19 protein-coding genes are annotated in these 17,738 nt (G+C 60.2%); 5 read left to right on the top strand and 14 right to left on the bottom strand.

The window, feature by feature from the left end; all coding sequences use genetic code 11:
• Positions 1-86: 86 nt before the first annotated feature.
• Positions 87-1,811, bottom strand: a complete 1,725-nt coding sequence (locus ACK509_RS01310; RefSeq protein ID WP_410764687.1) for a globin-coupled sensor protein — start codon at positions 1,809-1,811, stop codon at positions 87-89.
• A gap of 110 nt (positions 1,812-1,921) precedes the next feature.
• On the opposite strand from ACK509_RS01310, the gene ACK509_RS01305 reads away from it, so the two are divergent.
• From ACK509_RS01305 to galK, 3 genes are read left to right on the top strand one after another with little or no spacing between them, the layout of a single operon-like run.
• On the top strand, positions 1,922-2,557 hold the full coding sequence (locus ACK509_RS01305) for a rubrerythrin family protein (protein WP_410764685.1): 636 nt from the start codon (positions 1,922-1,924) through the stop codon (positions 2,555-2,557).
• 51 nt (positions 2,558-2,608) lie between these two features.
• A complete protein-coding gene (locus ACK509_RS01300; RefSeq protein ID WP_410764684.1) occupies positions 2,609-3,148 on the top strand; it encodes an MOSC domain-containing protein in 540 nt (179 codons plus the stop codon).
• Between the two features lie 6 nt (positions 3,149-3,154).
• A complete protein-coding gene (gene galK, locus ACK509_RS01295; protein WP_410764683.1) occupies positions 3,155-4,309 on the top strand; it encodes a galactokinase in 1,155 nt (384 codons plus the stop codon).
• Positions 4,310-4,318: 9 nt separating this feature from the next.
• Here the strand turns inward: galK and ACK509_RS01290 are convergent, their stop codons facing one another.
• From ACK509_RS01290 to ACK509_RS01280, 3 genes are all read right to left on the bottom strand, one after another.
• Positions 4,319-5,272 (bottom strand): acetamidase/formamidase family protein, encoded by a 954-nt coding sequence (locus tag ACK509_RS01290; RefSeq protein ID WP_410764682.1) that lies wholly within the window; start codon positions 5,270-5,272, stop codon positions 4,319-4,321.
• Between the two features lie 154 nt (positions 5,273-5,426).
• Positions 5,427-6,665 (bottom strand): mandelate racemase/muconate lactonizing enzyme family protein, encoded by a 1,239-nt coding sequence (locus ACK509_RS01285; protein WP_410764681.1) that lies wholly within the window; start codon positions 6,663-6,665, stop codon positions 5,427-5,429.
• A gap of 90 nt (positions 6,666-6,755) precedes the next feature.
• Positions 6,756-7,202, bottom strand: coding sequence for a luciferase family protein (locus tag ACK509_RS01280; protein WP_410764679.1), 447 nt, complete (start codon positions 7,200-7,202; stop codon positions 6,756-6,758).
• A 753-nt stretch (positions 7,203-7,955) separates the two neighbouring features.
• Here ACK509_RS01280 and ACK509_RS01275 point away from each other — a divergent pair.
• The gene (locus ACK509_RS01275; RefSeq protein ID WP_410764678.1) at positions 7,956-8,492 is read left to right on the top strand and encodes a hypothetical protein; all 537 of its coding nucleotides are present in this window, start codon (positions 7,956-7,958) and stop codon (positions 8,490-8,492) included.
• A 68-nt stretch (positions 8,493-8,560) separates the two neighbouring features.
• On the opposite strand, the gene ACK509_RS01270 is transcribed toward ACK509_RS01275, so the two are convergent.
• A complete protein-coding gene (locus ACK509_RS01270) occupies positions 8,561-9,781 on the bottom strand; it encodes an HAD family hydrolase (RefSeq protein WP_410764677.1) in 1,221 nt (406 codons plus the stop codon).
• 89 nt (positions 9,782-9,870) lie between these two features.
• Here ACK509_RS01270 and ACK509_RS01265 point away from each other — a divergent pair, with 89 nt between their 5' ends.
• On the top strand, positions 9,871-10,320 hold the full coding sequence (locus ACK509_RS01265) for a DUF5799 family protein (protein WP_410764676.1): 450 nt from the start codon (positions 9,871-9,873) through the stop codon (positions 10,318-10,320).
• Positions 10,321-10,326: 6 nt separating this feature from the next.
• Here the strand turns inward: ACK509_RS01265 and ACK509_RS01260 are convergent, their stop codons facing one another.
• The 9 genes from ACK509_RS01260 to glpR form a co-directional block, all read right to left on the bottom strand.
• Positions 10,327-10,476, bottom strand: a complete 150-nt coding sequence (locus ACK509_RS01260) for a hypothetical protein (RefSeq protein ID WP_410764675.1) — start codon at positions 10,474-10,476, stop codon at positions 10,327-10,329.
• A 124-nt stretch (positions 10,477-10,600) separates the two neighbouring features.
• A complete protein-coding gene (fba, locus tag ACK509_RS01255; protein ID WP_410764674.1) occupies positions 10,601-11,593 on the bottom strand; it encodes a class II fructose-bisphosphate aldolase in 993 nt (330 codons plus the stop codon).
• Between the two features lie 177 nt (positions 11,594-11,770).
• Positions 11,771-12,232, bottom strand: coding sequence for a fructose PTS transporter subunit IIB (gene ptfB / locus ACK509_RS01250; RefSeq protein ID WP_410764673.1), 462 nt, complete (start codon positions 12,230-12,232; stop codon positions 11,771-11,773).
• Positions 12,229-13,926, bottom strand: coding sequence for a phosphoenolpyruvate--protein phosphotransferase (ptsP, locus tag ACK509_RS01245; protein WP_410764672.1), 1,698 nt, complete (start codon positions 13,924-13,926; stop codon positions 12,229-12,231). Before ptsP ends, ptfB begins: the two co-directional genes overlap by 4 nt.
• Before the next feature lie 2 nt (positions 13,927-13,928).
• Positions 13,929-14,198 carry a phosphocarrier protein HPr gene (gene ptsH1 / locus ACK509_RS01240; protein ID WP_410764670.1) on the bottom strand — a complete coding sequence of 90 codons (270 nt, stop codon included), beginning with the start codon at positions 14,196-14,198 and terminating at the stop codon, positions 13,929-13,931.
• Positions 14,198-14,662, bottom strand: a complete 465-nt coding sequence (gene ptfA / locus ACK509_RS01235; RefSeq protein ID WP_410764669.1) for a fructose PTS transporter subunit IIA — start codon at positions 14,660-14,662, stop codon at positions 14,198-14,200. The genes ptsH1 and ptfA overlap by 1 nt, the downstream gene beginning before the upstream one ends.
• A 42-nt stretch (positions 14,663-14,704) precedes the next feature.
• On the bottom strand, positions 14,705-15,838 hold the full coding sequence (gene ptfC / locus ACK509_RS01230) for a fructose PTS transporter subunit IIC (RefSeq protein WP_410764668.1): 1,134 nt from the start codon (positions 15,836-15,838) through the stop codon (positions 14,705-14,707).
• A 111-nt stretch (positions 15,839-15,949) separates the two neighbouring features.
• Entirely contained in the window at positions 15,950-16,861 is a 912-nt protein-coding gene (gene pfkB / locus ACK509_RS01225; RefSeq protein ID WP_410764667.1) for a 1-phosphofructokinase, read from the bottom strand.
• Positions 16,858-17,625, bottom strand: coding sequence for an HTH-type transcriptional regulator GlpR (gene glpR / locus ACK509_RS01220; protein WP_410764666.1), 768 nt, complete (start codon positions 17,623-17,625; stop codon positions 16,858-16,860). The genes pfkB and glpR overlap by 4 nt, the downstream gene beginning before the upstream one ends.
• Positions 17,626-17,738: the final 113 nt, after the last annotated feature.

Here is a 17,738-nt window from a genome sequence, read left to right as displayed (position 1 = left end):
TGATGAAATCTCACTCGGTGAGAAGTGAAGAGAAGAAAACGAAGAGAGCGAAGAGAGGTGGAAAGAACAGAAGAGTTGGTCTCGAATTACTCTGACTCTGCGCCGCCGTCGTTAGCGAGTTGATCGAACGAGACGTTTTCTAAGGCTTTGGCATCTGATTTCACGTCCGACGGGACGTCTGCGAACGAATCGGCACTGACGTCACTCGGCACACTGCTCGGTGAGGTACCGCTAGCGCGTCCGGTTGACGAAGTGGTTGAACCGTCGGTGTTTCCGAGGCGCTGGACGGACTCACGGATACCGAGAACACGAGAGTTCTGTGCGCGGTTCGCGTCCGAGATGTCCGTGATTTGTTCGGAGACGTCGTTGGCGTGGACGTTGGCACGGTCCACCATGTCGGCGATTTGCTCGGCACTCACGGCCTGTTCGTCGGTTGCGGCCGCAACTTCGCCGATACCGGCGCTCGCCTGTTCGACTGCCGCCGAGATATCGGTGAGGCTTCGCATCACGTCCTCACCGCGGTCGATGCCGTCGTAGAGGCGGTCGGTCGTCTGCGAGAGACTCTCGATGGTCTCTTTCGCTTCAGACTGGATGTTATCGACCGTCTCTTCGACCTCTGCGGCGCGGGCCTGGGACTCTTCGGCGAGATTCTTGACCTCGCTTGCGACGACAGCGAATCCATCGCCTGCTTCACCTGCGCGGGCGGCCTCGATAGAAGCGTTGAGCGCGAGCAAGTTCGTCTGCTCTGCGATGTCGTTGATGGCTTCGAGTACGTCGTCGATTTCCTCGATTTGGTCGTGGAGTCGCTGCACGTCGTCGGATGCGCGCTCTGCCGAGGTACTCACGTCCTGCATCACGTCGATTGCTTCGTCGGCCGCATCCTCTCCTTCGGCGGCGCGAGAGGCGGCATCGGCGCTTGTTCGTTCGACTTCTTCGGCTGTCGCCGCGATTTCTTCGACAGTTGCGCTCATATCCGAGACTTCCATGGAGACGGTCTCCATGTCGTCGGCCTGCGTGTGTGCGATATTCTCGATGTCGTCGGTTCGGTCGGTGATAACTTCCGACTGTTCGAGTACTTCCTCGATTGGCGCTTGGAGGTCAGATTCGACCTCGTTTGCGAGACGCCGACGGCGTGCGGCGGCCTCGCGGGCGGCCTCGCTGTACGACTGAATGTAGGTCTCCATCGCGACCTGCTGGTCGAGAGAAAGGAGTTTCATCACTGGAAGCATGTGGTCGATGACGTAGTCGATAGCGTCGTCGATGGCCTCCTCGTCGGACGAGTTCGGTCGAACTCGGCCAAGCAATCCACCGAGTACGCCAGCGGACTCTGCGGACTCTTCCTCGCCGAACTCGGCTTTCGCCTGCTCGCCAATCGCCCGAAACAGCCCTTCGTAGTGCGTCGTGTACGCCCCGAGGTAGTACTTCGGCCCGAGGTCTATCATGTCGTGGATCTTGCCGATTCGAGCGCGCTTGGCGTAGTAGTCGCGGTCGTACTCGCCGCGGGTAAGTTCGCGAATGTACGTCGCTTGGTCGGATTTCAGAATATCGAGCGTCTTCGTCGTGCGGTCGAGAAACGCCATCGCATCGGCGTGGTCACCGAGGTGGTCGTAGAAGTCTTCTGCGAGGTCGTCTGCGACATCGTCGAATACCGGTTCGAGTGCTTCGAGTCGTGCTTCGTCGGCTTCAGAAAGCCGAACGAAGGTCTTCCGTCGCTGAATCTCGTTGGTATCGATATTCAATTTTGAGAGTAATCGCTCACCATCGACGTCCGCGCGCATATCAGCCGTTACTTGGCCGTCAGCGTCAGTCATTACATAGTAACGTTCAGTTTAGGTATTTCAATTCTCACCACACAGTATCAAATTCGATAGTTTTCGTCGTCGGCCCAACGTTCACATTCGATGACGACGACACACTGTACATGAACGCCGAGACCCTCCGCGAGTCGGTCGAGCAATCGAAGTACACACAACTCGACCGACTCGGCTCGTCGAAACTGCTCATCGCGCTGACCGACGCAGACCTCTCCGAATCTGCTGTACTCCGAGCAGCGGCGTTCTCCGAACATGCTGCGCAGGGAACCTTCGAACAGTGGGCCGAAAGCGAGCCGGAAGCGTCGGCGAGAGCGGCGTTCGAATCGACCGCCGAGCAAGAGGCGACGCACCTCGAGCGAGTACTCAATGCCCTCGACGAAGACGTCGACCTTCCGAGCGAACCGGGGATGATGCACGGCTATCTCCGCGGACGGGAAGACACTATCGAGCGCATTGCAGCAGGGATGGTCGGTCGTGGACTCGTCTCGATTCGAGCGCATACACAGGTTATCAGTTTCTTCATCAACGAGGCGGACGAGCCGAAAGCGAACCTCTTTCGCTCGCTCAAGACTGAAACCGACGAGACCCTCCAGACCGGACTCGACTTGCTCGACGAGTTGTGTGCCGACGCCGAAGACTGGGAGCGAGCGCAGATGGTCGCCGAATACGTCGTTCAGCTCGCGTACGACGACTACGCCGACGGACTCGCAGCACTCGGCGTGGACCCCAAGCCGCTGTGCTGACGAAGGTGTTACAAGCCCAACCTATTCGGCACCGGAGGGTGGAAAGATAGTATGACTTCGGAAGGAGACGGTCGCGTCGAATCACTCTACATCGCAACGGCGAATGGTGAAGCCATGAAGGCCAAAGACGCCGTCGTGATGAAACCCGGCGGCATCGAAGGTGACCGCTACTTCGACGGCACCGGATACTTCTCGGCGACCGACGCCTGTCAGGTAACGCTCGTCGATGCCGCGGTACTCGAGGATGCACGCGAGACCTTCGGCGTGGACCTCTCGAACGGCGCGCATCGGCGCAACGTCGTTCTCAGCGGCATCGACCCCACGGACCTGCTCGATGCGACCTTCACACTCGGTGAAGCGACCCTTCGTGGGACGGCGCTCCGACCGCCCTGTTCATACCTCGCGGGACTCATCGACGACGAGGACGTCGTAGACGCATTACGGGAGGAACGCGGTGGCGTCTGTGCGGACGTACTCGAACCCGGGCGCGTCGAAGTCGGTGCGACGCTCACGGTAGTCGAGTCGAATCCCCGCGAGATGGGAAAGGAAATCGCCGCTCGTCTCGGCGCAGAGATAGGCGAGAACGAGTAGTCGAGAATGGAGTTTGACCTCGATTTACGCGCGAAATCGGCGCTTGCAGACGTGTTCGGCGACGGTCCAGACCCGGTCGTCGCAGTCGCCCCCGGACGTGTGAACCTCGTCGGTGGTCACACCGACTACAACGACGGCTTCTGTCTCCCCGTCGCAGTCAACCGATACGTCGCTGTCGCGGCCCGCGAACGTGACGACGACATCATCGCCGCCCACGCCCTCGATTTTGACCAAACGCGAACCATCGAACCGGGAGGCAGTCCCGACGGGTGGGCCGCCTACGTCGCCGCCGTTGCGAACGTCCTCCGCGAAACCGAGTCGATTCCGGGTGTCGAGTTGGCCATCACGTCGAACCTGCCGACCGGTGCGGGTCTCTCGTCGTCTGCCGCACTCGAACTCGCAGTTGCGACGGTCCTCACTGAGTTGGCAGGAGTTGATATCTCACGCCGTGACCTCGCACTCGCCTGCTGGCGCGCCGAGCGCGAAGGCGTGGGCGTCGAATGCGGCATCCTCGACCAATTTGCCGTCGCACTCTGCGAACCCGACTCGGCGCTCTTCTTGGACTGCCAAACGCGGGCATCTGAACACGTCTCACTCGGTGATGGAGACGTTGGATTGCTCGTACTCGATACGGGCGTCTCGCACGCGCTCGCCGACTCGGGCTACAACGACCGAGTACGGGAGTGTCACAGCGCAGTCTCCGCTCTCAGTGACGCTGCGGGCCGGGACTTCGCATCGCTTCGAGAGGTCACCACAGACGTCCTCGAACAGCACCGCGACGCGCTGACACCGACCGAGTACCGACGCGCCCGACACGTCCTCAGCGAAAACGCTCGCGTCCAGCGCGCTCGTGATGCACTCGCCGTAGGTGACTACGATGCGGTCGGGTCGGCGATAGTCGAGAGCCACGAGAGCCTCCGTGACGACTACGAAGTCAGTTGCGAGGAACTGGATGACGCAGTGGCGTTGGCAACCGCAGTCGATGGCGTCTACGGCGCGCGAATGACCGGCGGCGGATTCGGTGGCAGTGCCGTCGCGCTGGTCGATGGTGCGGCGCTCGAACGGGTGAAAAACGAGATTCGCGCCGAAATCACCGAGCGCGTTGGCCCCGATGCACGGGTGTTCGCGTGTCGGCCAAGCGGTGGTGTTCGACTCGAATGACGTCGGCAATTACGGGAAGAGACTCTTCGGCAAGTACGCCGAGACGGTCCAGTTAGGCGCGTCCACGACTTCGTTGATTTTGAGGTCTACGGCCGCCGAACAGAGGATGTACGCCTCGCCTCGAGTGAGGCCGTGTTCGGTTTCGAGGTGGGTAATCATGTGGCGAACCGCTTTTTTGGTCGCCTCCATCAGGTCATCGGCGATGCCCGTCGTCCCGTACATCGATTCGTCGCGGCCAGTTGGGGTGAATGGACCCGCCGTCTCGAATTCGGGTTGCTCGATAGACTTGTCTTTCAACACGTCGAATCGCGCCGTGACGAACATCGGCGCTTCGATTCCCGTCACGCACACCTCGCCGTCACCCTGTGCCGCGTGGCAGTCGGCGGTCGAAAACAGCCCGCCTTCGACTTCGATTGGCAAGTAGAGCGTCGAACCTTTGGTGAGGTGCTTGATGTCGAAGTTGCCGCCGGTATCGCGCGGTGGGAGGGTGTTGTGCGCGCCAACTGCGGCGGGCGCGACGCCAGCGATTCCGGGGAACATGTCCAGCGGGACTTCGATACCGTGGGCGAAGTGTGCCACCTCGTCGCCGAGGTCCCAGATGTACAGACCCGCTTCTTCGAAATCCTCGGGCAAGAGACCGAGTCCCATCTCGCCGGGCATGTAACCCGTATAGCCCCACCCTTTGTGTTCGAAGTCGAGGAATTCGACCGCGAGAACGTCGCCGGGTTCCGCGCCTTCGATGGCGACCGGACCAGTCAGTGGGTGGACTGGGTCGAAACTCGCGTTGGCGAGGTCTTCTGCTGTCGATTCTCTCGTGAGTTGTCTATCGAGCGCATCTCGGCACTCGAATCGGACGACATCACCGGGCTCGACTGTGACTCTCGGCTCTAGTCTGTTGTCCCACTTGTTGTGAATATTCTCGTCGTCGTCGCTCAGTTCGTAGTCGATTGTGTAGTCGGGCATGTGTCATCAAACTACGTAGCGAGTTGACAAAAGCTAGCTAGCAGTGGCTGTCGTGAGATGAGAGAAAGTGAGAATATCGAGGCTCGGTGGTCTTCGACTTCGGCTTACGCCTCGTCAAACAGCGCAAATCTCTGGTTTGCTGGCTTGCCGAAGCTTACGCTTCGTCAAACAGCGTGTCGCCGTCAACCATGTGTTCCTCGACAGCGTCCATGTCGAGCGTCAGGCCGAGACCCGGCTTTTCGGGGATTTCGATGTAGCCTTCCTCGATGACGGACTCTTCGACGAGGTCCTCCCACCAGCCGAGTTGGTAGGAGTGGTACTCGACTGCCAGTGAGTTCGGGATGGCCGCGCCGACGTGGGCAGAGGCCATCGTTGCGATTGGCGACGAGACGTTGTGCATGGCGACCGGCACGTAGTACTGGTTAGCCACGTCCGCAATCTTCTGCGTCTCGCGCATGCCGCCGACCTTGGGCATGTCGGGCGCGACGATATCGACCGCCTGATTCTGGATGAGACGGCGAAGTTCGGTCACACGGTAGCGGTTTTCACCGACCGTGATGGGCGTGAGCGTGGACTTCGTGACCTCTTCTTGAACTTCGAGGTTCTCCGGCGGAACGGGGTCTTCGAGCCACCAAACGTCGTAGTCTTCGATAGCCGCGGCGAGGCGCTTCGCACTGCCGCCCGAGAAGGTCCAGTGGCAGTCGAATGCGACGTCTGCACGGTCCTTCACGCGCTCGGTGACGGCTTCGACAATCTCCGCTTTGTGGCGAATCTCGCCGGGGCGAAGGTGTCGGTTCGCGCGGTCCTTTTCGAGACCCGAGGGAACGTCGAGGTCGAACTTCAGGGCGTCGTAGCCGAGTTCTTCGACGACGCGCTCTGCTTCGTCGGCACACGCCTGCGGGTCGGCCTCGTCGGCCGTGTGGCAGTCACAGTAGACGCGAACCTTGTCGCGGTACTTGCCACCGAGCAGTTGGTAGGCCGGGATTTCGAGAATCTTGCCCGCGAGGTCGTGCAGAGCGATTTCGATGCCCGAGATAGCAGTGACGGTGACGCCCTCGACGGAGCCTTCGCCAGACATCTTCTGGACCAGGTGCTCGAACAGTCGGTCGATGTCGAGCGGGTTCTCGCCGATGATGAAGGGCTTCATGCGCTCGATGAGTTCCGGAACGCCCGCGCCCCAGTAGGCCTCGCCAGTGCCGACGATACCTGCGTCGGTGTAGATTCGGACGAGCGTCCACGGGAAGTTCCCATCGACCATCGTCGTCTGCACGTCGGTGATTTCCACGTCGCGGCCGCCACCGCGCTTGGCCGTCACGCCCATCGTGTCGGCGGAGAGTTCACGCATCGTGTACTCCGCGTTCGGGTCGTGAAGGTCCGCGTAGTTCTTACCCATGACTGGTGGTTTACTCGAACATTAGTAAAGTTTTTCTGACGCGGCGGGACTGCTGGTTGGCAAATTCACGGCAAAATAGGCTCGACTCACTCAGGCCGGTGCGCGCGTATCGAACACGTCGGTGAACGTGTCGCGGGTGAGTCGGTCGATTTCTGCTGGGAGACCGAGGATAGTGAGGTCGGTACCGACGTCCAGTCGCGGGTCGATATCCATGTCTCTCCGTCTGAGCGAGAGCAGTCGCCACAGATACGCGAGGCGAAGTATCTGCAACGCCCCGTCAACGTCGTCTTCGTCGTGGATGCGGTAGGTTACCCACGCCGAGTCGGGGAGGACGTGATGAGGTTCACCCAGTCCCGTTTCGATGAGGAGGTCGCGCACGCGGCGTGTGATGGCTAAATCGAGAATTCCGGCGTGGTGGACGTGGCCGATTTCTTTGTCTGCCACGAGAAACTCTGTCCCTCCGAATCGATGCGGCGCGGTTTCGACACCCGGCCACTGAGAGGCAACCGAAACGATTCGTTCTGTCGAGGTGGTCATCTCACTCTCTACGCCGCGCGAAGAGAATAAGACGCGTGTTGAATTTCGTGATTTTCAGGCAGTTAAGGAGGTATGAACCGCCGAACAGCGCGGCTATGGTGCTGTTAACCTCGTCGCAGTCGCTCGAAATCCGAACGAGTGTGTGGGAAACAATAGCACTCAACACGTTCTGAAATTCTGTTTGTTCACGAGTTCGTGAAATTCAGGTAGAGAGGACGTAACGAATACGGTAGGCGCCCTACAGAAGGATGTGTCATGGGAATCTGTGAACAAATAGAGGTGATGGTCGAAGCGTGACCAATCGACGTGTACTGCGATATCACTGAGCTACATCGCTGCCATTCCGGTGTGGTCGCCCTGGGCACTGTGTGCAAACCACTACACAGCCCAGCATTCGGCGACACGCTATCCCTTGCTGACTCGTTTTGTGTTTCTCTCGATTCCACGTCCCGTGTTTCGTCGCGGGGTACCACCCAGTATTTTGGTGTTAATCGTGGAGTTATGGCGATAATATGTGCAGGACGGAGAGACTCTCTCGAACGAATTCACCGGATTTTATCTCTGTTCACACACCAACGTTTCCAGATTCCGGCTCGGAGTGGTAGATAATTCGTAACGATATCCTCTCGAATCAAATAGTGTCCTGGATATGGTACCAACCACTATTGCAGAATCGTTCCGAGGAACATCTCGTTGCACCAGTGTCCACCAAGACACAACGTGTGCATCGCCACAGACACGGGGTGAACGAACGTGAGCCTCAAGGGAATCGGCATCTTGGTCGTCGTCCTGACGGTCATCGGGTCAGCATTCCTCATCGGCGGGCCTGTCGCACCCGACACGACGGATAGCGCGGATACAACCATCGACGCATCGTTTGCGAACACGGACGGAGATGTCGGAGACGCGGTCACGGACGACACGAACACCGACACTGACGACGAAGACGACAACGAACCCGTCATCGTCGACGACTCGACGCCGACACCGACCGACGACGGTGACGATGACGAACAGTTCATCGCCGTGGACGACACGGAAACGACGACCGAGACGCCCGTCGCAAAGACCAGTTCGAGCAAGAAGAAAAAGAGCAGTTCCTCCTCGGACGACAACGATAGCAACGATACTGACAGCAACGACACCGAGAAGACTGACTCGAACGACTCAGACGACAACGAGAAGACCGACCAGTCAACTCCAACACCCACCCCAACGACACCCACCCCGACCCCTGAAGAACCAGAACAACCGGGCGACGGAACTGGTGAACAGTGTACCGTACACTAAGTCACCACCCCCTGCATCCACCTTTTCGCGGCTATCTGCCGAACACACGCGACCGACTCGTGAGTTCGCTAATCGGTCAACAGATTGAGCGCGTAGACGGTTCGGAGAATCGACGCCGCATCTCCTCGGTCGAAGACGAGTTCGTCGGTACTCCGCACGTGTTCGAGAACCGTCTCTGAACTGTGTTCGGGGGCCGCAGAGATACCGCGTTTCCCCTCGGCGGCCCACTCCATCACCTTTCTGTCCGACTTCGAATCGCCCATCATGAGGATGAACGGGTCGTCGATGCCGAGGACGTCGAGTGCGGCCTCGACACCGGCGGCCTTGTTCAACGCTACCGCAGAGAGTTCCGCAGCATCGGCGTGATAGTACGCGACGGTAATGCGCTCGAACGTCGCACGAACGTCGTCTGGGATGTCATCGACCGACGCCGATTCCGCACCCTGTGCATCGAGTACGTCGGCGATTTCCGAGTCGGACGCCGCGTAGTAGGCCCGCGCCCAATTCGCGCCTTCGGGGTCGTCGGTGACGACGCCCCCGAGTAAGTCTAGCATGAACAGAATCGACTCGTCGATGACGCGCTCGGCCTCGTCGCTTCCGGTCTCGAAGTTCGGCTTGAGCGTGACGTTGAACTCGTTTCCTTGGAGGTGAACACACCCGCGAAGGCTCTCGGGGAGTTCTCGAATTACCTGTCCGCGGACGCCTTCGAAGACGGACTGGACGGTTTCGTCGAGCGTTTCGTACAACAGTCGCTTCGTGTCCGACCCGTGGCCTGGTGTGAAGACACCGGTTCCCGCCTCGTAGACGATACTGAAGTTCCCCGAATGGACGAGCGTGTTTCCCATGCCCTGAATCATGAATCCCTTCACGTTTTCGAGGGTCTGGCCGGTGCAGATGATGATGGGAACGTCTAACTCGTACAACTCGGTGAGGAGGTGAAGCACTTCGCGTGGGATTTCGTTGTCAGTCCGACCGGCCGACCGGAGCGTCTCGTCTACGTCGAGGACGAGTGCGTTGACGGCGCGACCGTACTTCGTGTAGAGGTCGAGCGCGGTAAACGCCTCGTCGCGCGTCGCGTGGGCGGCGAGTTCGGCATAGCGGTCGCCGTCCGGAAACTCGCGGCGAAGACGGTCTTTCATCTCACTCAGTTCGTCGTCGACCGCCTGCCAGTGAGAGAGTGCGACGGTCGAATCGAGTGGAGGCAAGAGGTCGATAAAGTCCTGCGACTCTCGAACCGATGCGGCGTCGAACTCCTCGTACAGTCGGTACAGCAGGTCGTACCGTTCCATGAGACAGAGACGACAGCCACGCGATTAAATCCACGTGCGGGGGGCGATTTCCCGCAACCCTGATACCAGTACGACGATGACATGTCTCCATGGCACACTGGACCGACAGCATCGTCGGCGACCGAATGGCAGTCGACCGCGAGTTCAACGAACACGTGATGAACTCGCAGTTTTCGAGTCAGGAGTGGGGTCTCATCATGACGGCGACCGAGTTCGAAATCGAGGACGCCAACGACCCGGAACACGCACGCATCGTCGCGGACACCGAAAAAGTCCCGATGATTATTCCGGAACTCGACAACATCCGAAAGCAGATGGGCGCGATGGGTGGCGGCGGCAATCAGTCCTCATCGAGCGGCGGCAGCATCGTGGACTCTATCAAAGGCGCACTTGGTCTCGGTGGCGGTGGCGGAAAGAAAGACAAAGAAGAGAAGCTCAAAGATGCCAAGCGAATGACCCAATCCTACGCGGACATGCTACAGGAGCATCTCGAAAACAAAGGGACGTGGGAACAGGTCCGAATCGCCTATCAGGAGTAACGCGACTCAGTACTCGTCGCCGCCGTGGAATAGCGTGAGTTCGCTCGCCTGGTAGATGTTGATGAGTTCGTTGATGAGTTCGTCGTAGTCTTCGTCTTCTTCTCGGAGGTCATCGAGTCGGCCAATCGTGCGCTCGTCGAGGTGAATCTGGGGCATAGTCGTATTCACGTCTCGGAGTGGCTTAAGCGACGGGGCGGACACACACGACACAACGCACGACAGCGGCGACGCTCGCGGGCGAAAATAGCGAAGAAATGTGACGACTGCGCTGTCGTCGGAGTTATTTGAACAGCGAGTGACCGGCGCTTCCGGAGACTTCCGTCAGGTCGGCGTGAACGTCCGCGACTCGGGCGCGAATGTCCCGGCCGACGACACGAGGGTCGAAGACCGACTTGTCGGGCGACCACTCGGTCTCGTTGAAGAACGTGTCGCGGGCGTCTTCGACGCCTTCCGGCGGGACGATTGCGTTCGGGTCCTGACTGTAGAGGTCGTAGGCGGTGCGCGTGTACTCGTACTGGTAGCGCGTGTCCTTGTTGACCTTACAGATGCCGTGTTGGAGCATCTCCTGCAACTGGTCGGGTTGGACGCCCGAAGAGCCGTGGAGGACGAGCGGCGTGTCGAGACCGTGGTCGCGGAGAGCCTGACGGATGTCGTGGGCGAGGTCCGGGCGAAGTTCGAGGTCTTTGCCCTTGGCGACACCGTGCTGGGTACCCACCGAGATGGCGAGCAGGTCAGCACCCGTTCGGTCGACGAATTCGACGGCCTGTTCGGGGTCGGTGTAGAAGGCTTCCTCAGCCTCGATTTCGTCTTCGACGCCCTTTATCTGGCCGAGTTCGGCCTCGACGAGGATGTCGGAGCCTGCGGCTTCGACCATCTCGACGACCTCGCGGCTGGTCTCGACGTTCTCCTCGAACGGGTGGTGCGAGGCGTCGATCATAATCGACGACGGAATATCGAGTTCGATCTGTTTCTCGATGAGTTCGAGGTCGGTCTGGTGGTCCATATTCAGGAAGACCCCGATGTCGTACTGCTCGGCGATGGTTTCGATGTACGTGCCCATCGCTTCGAGGCCCGCAACCGGGTCACCGTTGCCTGCGAACTTGCAGGCACCACCACTCATCTGGAGCAGGAGGTCCGAATCCATCCGGTCGGCACCTTCCATCAACCCCATCATCACGTTCGGCTCTGCGATGTTACTCGCAACGAGACCGAACCCTTCGTCGAGCGCCTCATCGTATACACTGGCGAGTTCCTCCCCGCCGTAAAACGGCATTAGACGTTCACCTCGGTTTTCACATCGTGTGCGAGGGTAATAATGTATGGGAAGTCGCGTTCGCTTTTGCACGAATCCGTTCGTTCATTACCGAGTTAATTTTTCACGAGCGTCGAACGCGGTCGCTCGTCGGCGGTGAAAAACGAAGAGAGTGGGGCGGCCGCAAGCGCGACGCGCTTAGGAGAACAGTTTCTTCAGGCGTGCGAACAGGCCTTTTTCGGGGTCTCCGCCGCGTCGGACGGGTTCGTCGCTCGCGCTGGAATCCGCGCTACTCTCGCTCGAAGCGTCCTCGCCGTCGTCGCCGCTTCCGAAGGTGACGTTTCCGGTCTTGCCTGCTTCTGCGAGTTCGACGGCGCGCTCGATGACGGCCTCGGCGTTGTTGACGCCGTCTTTGACCGTTCCCTTGACGACGAGTTTCCCGTCGAAGCGGTCGCGGCTGACCGACGTGTCCGAGGTGATGATGACTGCATCCGCCGCGTCGATGGCGTCTGCGGAGAGTTCGTCCTGAGTTCCCATCGCGCCCTGCACTTCGACGTCGATGTCGTGGCCGAGTTTCTCGGCCGATTGCAGGAGGTTCTCTGCGGCCATCTGGCTGTGAGCGATTCCGGTCGGACAGGATGTGACTGCTACGAGTTTCATTGGCTTTCAGTTAGGATTTCTGTGACTTCACTTTTGGTGCTGGCCGAGCGGACGCGAGTTGCGAGCGCCTCCGCGTCGGCCGTGTCTGTCTCCGTGACGGCCGCCTTGACGTGCGGTACCGTGACGGCGCTCATGCTCAACTCGTCGAGTCCGAGACCGACGAGCAGTTCGGTGAGGTCCGGGTCACCGGCCATCTCACCACACATGCCGACCCAACAGTCGTTGCCGTCGGCGGCTTCGACCGTCTTGGCGATTGCGCGCAGGACGGCTGGTTGGCGATAGTCGCCGAGGTCGGAGACACGCTCGTTGCCGCGCTCTGCGGCCATGACGTACTGCGCGAGGTCGTTCGTCCCGATGCTGAAGAAGTCCACGTGCGGTGCGAACTCGTCGGCCATGAACACGGCCGCAGGCGTCTCGATCATGATACCGAACTCCGGCAGTTCGTACTCGATGCCGAGTGCGTCGAGGTCGATAGCGATGTCGTCGATGACTTCGCGGGCCTCGTGGAGTTCTTCCAGCGAGGCGACGAGCGGGAGCATCACCGAGAGGTTTGCACCGTCGGCACTCCCTGCGGCGCGCAAGAGTGCGCGAATCTGCGTCTCGAAGAGGTCCGAGTCCGGGCCGAGCGAGCGACGGATGCCGCGCTCGCCGAGGAATGGATTCTCTTCTTCAGGCAGGTCGAGGTACGGAATCGGCTTGTCGCCGCCGATGTCGAGGGTTCTGACGACGACACGACCACCGTCGAAGGCTTCGAGCGCCTTCAGATAGGCCTCGTACTGTTCTTCTTCGTCCGGTGGTGACTCGCGGTCGAGAAAGAGGAACTCGGTGCGGAAGAGACCAACACCGTCGGCCCCGCGTTCGACTGCGAGGTCGATGTCGTCGAGGGTGCCGATGTTGGCCGCAACCTCGATTTCCACGCCGTCTTTCGTCTCGACTTCACCGTCGTGGACTTCGACGTCTGCGCCCTCCGTGGCTTCGGCTTTGGTGTCGTCGTGGGGATGCACGACGACGCGACCTGCCTCACCGTCGATGAGTACTTCGTCGCCGTCTTCGACTGATTCGAGTTCGTCGCCGACACCCACGACTGCGGGCAAGGCGAGCGAACGGGCGAAGATAGCGGCGTGCGAGGTTCGGCCACCGGTCGTCGTCACGAATCCGGCGACGCGCTCTGGGTCGAGTTGTGCGGTGTCGCTCGGCGTCAGGCGCTCGGCGACGACGACGCTTCCCTCGGGGAGCGACGCGAGGTCCACGCGCTCGCCGTCGGAGAGGATGCGAACGAGTCGGTCACGAACGTCGCGCAAGTCGTCTGCGCGCTCGCCCATCCGGCCACCCATGTTCTCGAACTGTTCGATAAAGCCCGAGAAAGTCTCCTGTACAGCGTGTTCGGCGGGGATTCCGCCGTCGATTGCCTCTTCGACGCCGTCAGAAATCTGCGGGTCGTTGAGGAACTGGATGTGAGCATCGAAGACTGCGGCCTCTTCTTCGCCGACGCGTTCGGCAGTCTGGTCGCGTTCGGCTTTCAACTCTTGGGCCGCCTGTTCACGCGCAGATTCGAACCGTGACAGTTCGGACTCAGCGTCCACGTCCGCCGGTTCCGGTGGGTCGGGAAGTTCGGCTTCGGGTCGGTACCAGACGACCGAGCCGACGCCCGAGAGTGGTGTCACGCCGATACCGTTGAGGGTTCGTTCCGCCATGGTTACAGTTCGGACTCTGGGGTTGAAAGGATGTCTTCGAGGGCATCCAGCGCCGCTTCTGCGTCGTCACCCTCGGCGACGAGTTTGACGTCTTCGTCGGCGGCGACGCCAAGTCCGGTCACTGCGAGCATGCTCGCGGCGGGAACGAGGTCGCCGTCGTCGGCGCGACCGAGCTGGATGTCCGAATCGAACGAGTTGGCCATCTCGACGAACTTCGAAGCGGGGCGCGCGTGCAGGCCGTCTTCGGGGACGACAGTGACGATGCGCTCCATTAAGCAACGACCTCCGCGAGGATGTCTTGGACCGTCTCTTCGCTCTCTGCATCGAGTAGGTTCTCACGAACGTCCTCGTGCATGAGCGAGCGCGAGAGCGCACTGAGAATCTGGAGGTGATCCTCGCCACCCTCTGCGGGGACGAGAATCATGAACAGCAAGCGTGCAGGCTTGTCGTCCATCGCATCGAAGTCGATGCCATCGGTCGAGCGAGCGAACGCGACAGTGGGTTTCGAGACGGCGTCCGTCTTGGCGTGCGGGATGCCGATGCCGAAGCCAACGCCGGTCGTCGCTTCTTCTTCGCGTTCGAGCAGTGCGGAGAGGGCGGCGTCGCGGTCGGAGACGCGGCCAGCATCGACGGCGAGGTCGAGGAGGAACTCGATGGCTCCGTCCTTCGTTGCCGGTGGTTCTTCGAGCGAAATCAGTTCGAGCGGTGTGATGGTGCTAATGTCTTCTACGTCCATGGTACTACGTCGAGTATTGAAAGATGAAGTCGGTAGTCGGTCTCAGTCGTCTGCGTTCTGGTTCTGTGCGGCGACGCGCACGTCGAAGTCGGGCTTGACGGCCGTCGCGATGACGGCGGTCACGAGCGAGCCGAGCAGGATGCACGCGATGAACATGAATGGCTGGTTCGACAGTGGAACGACGAAGATGCCGCCGTGGGGAGCGGGCATTGTAACGCCGAGTGCCATCGATGCCGCGCCTGCGACTGCACTCCCAGCGACGACGCTCGGAATGACGCGTGCAGGGTCTGCGGCCGCATAGGGGATTGCTCCCTCAGTGATGAACGAGAAGCCGAGCAGAACGCCACTCTTGGCGTTCTCGTACATCTCAGCGGCGTACTTCTGCGGTGCGATGAAGTTCGAGAGGGCCAGTCCAATCGGCGGGACCATCCCGGCAATCATGACTGCGGCCATCGGTGCGGTGACGCCCTCAGAGATGAGGCCGACCGAGAACACGTAGGCGACCTTGTTGATTGGTCCGCCCATGTCCGCGGCCATCATCGCGCCGACGATTGCACCGAAGAGAACCGCTTGGCTGCCTCCCTGCATGTTGCTCAGGAAGCCAGTGAGCGAGGCGTTCGCAATCGAAATCGGAACGCCGAGGACGAACAGCATAATCGGCGTCAGCACAGCGGTCGTTGCGACCGGAATGATGAGAACCGGCATCATCGGAGCGATGAACTCCGGCACGTCGCGCTGCTTGAACCAGCGGGCGACGATACCGGCGAGGAAACCGGCGACGATAGCGCCGAGGTACCCTGCACCGGCGGAACCGCCCTGCAGGCCGATTACGTCACCGGCCGCTTGCAGGACGTTGCCCTGCTGAATGATGTACGAGAGGATGAACCCCGGTGCGAGACCCGGCCGGTCCGCAATCGCGTATGCGATGTACGCCCCGAGTACCGGCACCATCAGGGTCAGCCCTGCGACACCGATTTGCGCGAGGAACCAGCCAGCGGTCCCCGTGCTGCTGAACACGTCTTGTACGTTGTTCGAAAGCGACGCCACGGCGTAGCCGAGCGCCAGGAAGATTCCGCCGATAGTGACGAACGGAATCATGAACGATACCCCAGTCATGAGGTCCTCTTTGACCGAAGTCAAATAGGACCGAACTGCGTCTTCTGCGTCGTTTGCCATAGTGTTGCCACCCCTACTTTCAGAACTAAGCAAATGTGTTCAAAAACCCTTTCGAATATGAACGTTCCTGAGCGTTTTGGTCGTTAATAAAAGTTTATTTGCAACCTGAAATCAGTCTTCAGACACCACTTCGACCGGTGTCTCGCTGAAAAGTACCTGACCGAGGTCCGATGCGTACGTTCCAGAGACGCTCACGATGTGTGCAGCAGTGCGCACGCCAAGCCGAAGTGCGTCAGCATCGTTCATGTTTCGTTCACGTCCGGCCAAGAATCCGGACAGAAGTGCGTCACCAGCGCCGACGGTATCGGCAACATCGACGTCGAGTGCGGGTGCCGAGAGCGCGCCGTCGGGGCCAACGAGGACCGCACCGTCGCCACCGAGCGAGGCCAAGACGTATTCGAACCCGCACTCGCGGAGTTCGCGTGCGGCTACAATCGCCTCTTCTGTCGTCTCGACAGGCCGTCCGGTTGCATCGGCGAGTTCCGACTCGTTCGGCTTGCAGATGAAGTAGTCAGCGTCGAGTTCAGTGAGCGTCTCCCCACCCGTATCGATTGCAGTCTCCCAGTCACCCGCGTCAGCGAGTCGGTCGATTGCAGACAGTGGCATTCCCGGCGGGAGACTCCCGCCGATGTGCAGCATATCGGGGTCGTTCGCCTCGACCGTCGAGACGAGTTCGTCGACGTCCGCCGCGTCGATGTGCGGGCCGTTGTGGTTGAGTTTGTACTCGCCATCGGTCGCCAACACCGTCGTGTTCAGACGCGTGTTGCTGTCGATGCCGACGAAATCCGCGGCGACGTCTTCGTCGGCCAAGCGGTCGTGGATAAGTTGGCCGAAGTGTCCGCCCAAAAAGCCCGATGCAGTCGCATCGACGCCCAGCGCGGTGGTGTACTTGGCGACGTTGATACCCTTGCCACCGGCGGTGAATACGGCGTCGTCCGTCCGGTGAACGACATCGGTCGTAAGCGGTTCGTCGAACTGAATCGTATGGTCAACAGCGGGATTTGGCGTGACTGTAAGAATCATTGAACAACTCCATCGACGACTTCGACACCGAGGTTCGCAATCTCGTCGCGGAGACTCGGGTCGAGCGGTCGGTCGGTAATGAACATATCAATGTCGTCGAGCGATGCGAACTGGACGAAGCTTCGGCGACCGATTTTCGAGTGGTCTGCGACGAGGACGACGCGACCGGCCTTTTCGACCATCAACTCCTTCATCCGCGCTTCGTCCTCGTTCGGCGTCGTCAGACCGCTCTCGACGTCGAGAGCGTTGGTGCCGAGAAAGAGCAAGTCGAAGTTCGTCCGGTGCATGAACGCCTCGGCCGTCGGGCCGACGCAGGCGCGTGTCCGGCGACGAAGCGTCCCGCCGGTGAGTTTCACTTCGTTCTCCTCGTCGTTCAACTCGATTGCGAGTCGCGGCGAGTTCGTCACACTGAGGAAGTTACTATCGGACGGCATCTGCCGAGCGACTTGCATCGTCGTCGTCCCCGCATCGAAGAAGACGACCTGTCCTTCGATGAGCTCGTCGACTGCGCGTTGTGCGATTGCGCGTTTCGCATCGAGATTCTGCACTTCTTTTTCGCCGAACGTTCGCTCTCGTCCGACCGACGTGACTGGAACTGCACCACCGTGGGAACGCTCGATGAGTCCCCGGTCTTCGAGTTCGCGTAAATCACGGCGGATGGTCGCCTTCGAAAAGTCCAATCCGTCGGCTAAGGCCTCGACTGACCTGCCGTCGGACTCGGAGACGAGTTCGACAATACGGCGTCTTCGTTCTGCTGGTAACATCGGGTCCGGTTCCTCGCTATTTCAGAAGTAGGGGGAGGTGGAGGGATAATTGTTTATGTTGGATTTCGCCCGTCTCTGTTCGAGACGAGGGATTCGCAATCAAGAACGAAAAT

This window comes from Haloferax sp. DFSO60 (genome assembly GCF_046557615.1).
Classification (GTDB): domain Archaea; phylum Halobacteriota; class Halobacteria; order Halobacteriales; family Haloferacaceae; genus Haloferax.
The sequence above is the reverse complement of the archived record's forward strand: the minus strand, read 5'-3'. Positions and strand labels throughout refer to the sequence as shown.

Coding starts and splice junctions, on each gene's coding strand:
- ACK509_RS01285 (WP_410764681.1), bottom strand. CDS start 6,665: ATGGGTAAGAACTACGCGGACCTTCACGACCCGAACGCGGAGTACACG.
- ACK509_RS01300 (WP_410764684.1), top strand. CDS start 2,609: ATGACTTCGGAAGGAGACGGTCGCGTCGAATCACTCTACATCGCAACG.
- ptfC (WP_410764668.1), bottom strand. CDS start 15,838: ATGGCAAACGACGCAGAAGACGCAGTTCGGTCCTATTTGACTTCGGTC.
- ACK509_RS01280 (WP_410764679.1), bottom strand. CDS start 7,202: ATGACCACCTCGACAGAACGAATCGTTTCGGTTGCCTCTCAGTGGCCG.
- ACK509_RS01290 (WP_410764682.1), bottom strand. CDS start 5,272: ATGCCCGACTACACAATCGACTACGAACTGAGCGACGACGACGAGAAT.
- ACK509_RS01305 (WP_410764685.1), top strand. CDS start 1,922: ATGAACGCCGAGACCCTCCGCGAGTCGGTCGAGCAATCGAAGTACACA.
- ptsH1 (WP_410764670.1), bottom strand. CDS start 14,198: ATGGAGCGCATCGTCACTGTCGTCCCCGAAGACGGCCTGCACGCGCGC.
- ptfA (WP_410764669.1), bottom strand. CDS start 14,662: ATGGACGTAGAAGACATTAGCACCATCACACCGCTCGAACTGATTTCG.
- ACK509_RS01270 (WP_410764677.1), bottom strand. CDS start 9,781: ATGGAACGGTACGACCTGCTGTACCGACTGTACGAGGAGTTCGACGCC.
- ptsP (WP_410764672.1), bottom strand. CDS start 13,926: ATGGCGGAACGAACCCTCAACGGTATCGGCGTGACACCACTCTCGGGC.
- ptfB (WP_410764673.1), bottom strand. CDS start 12,232: ATGAAACTCGTAGCAGTCACATCCTGTCCGACCGGAATCGCTCACAGC.
- ACK509_RS01260 (WP_410764675.1), bottom strand. CDS start 10,476: ATGCCCCAGATTCACCTCGACGAGCGCACGATTGGCCGACTCGATGAC.
- glpR (WP_410764666.1), bottom strand. CDS start 17,625: ATGTTACCAGCAGAACGAAGACGCCGTATTGTCGAACTCGTCTCCGAG.
- fba (WP_410764674.1), bottom strand. CDS start 11,593: ATGCCGTTTTACGGCGGGGAGGAACTCGCCAGTGTATACGATGAGGCG.
- galK (WP_410764683.1), top strand. CDS start 3,155: ATGGAGTTTGACCTCGATTTACGCGCGAAATCGGCGCTTGCAGACGTG.
- pfkB (WP_410764667.1), bottom strand. CDS start 16,861: ATGATTCTTACAGTCACGCCAAATCCCGCTGTTGACCATACGATTCAG.
- ACK509_RS01265 (WP_410764676.1), top strand. CDS start 9,871: ATGGCACACTGGACCGACAGCATCGTCGGCGACCGAATGGCAGTCGAC.
- ACK509_RS01310 (WP_410764687.1), bottom strand. CDS start 1,811: ATGACTGACGCTGACGGCCAAGTAACGGCTGATATGCGCGCGGACGTC.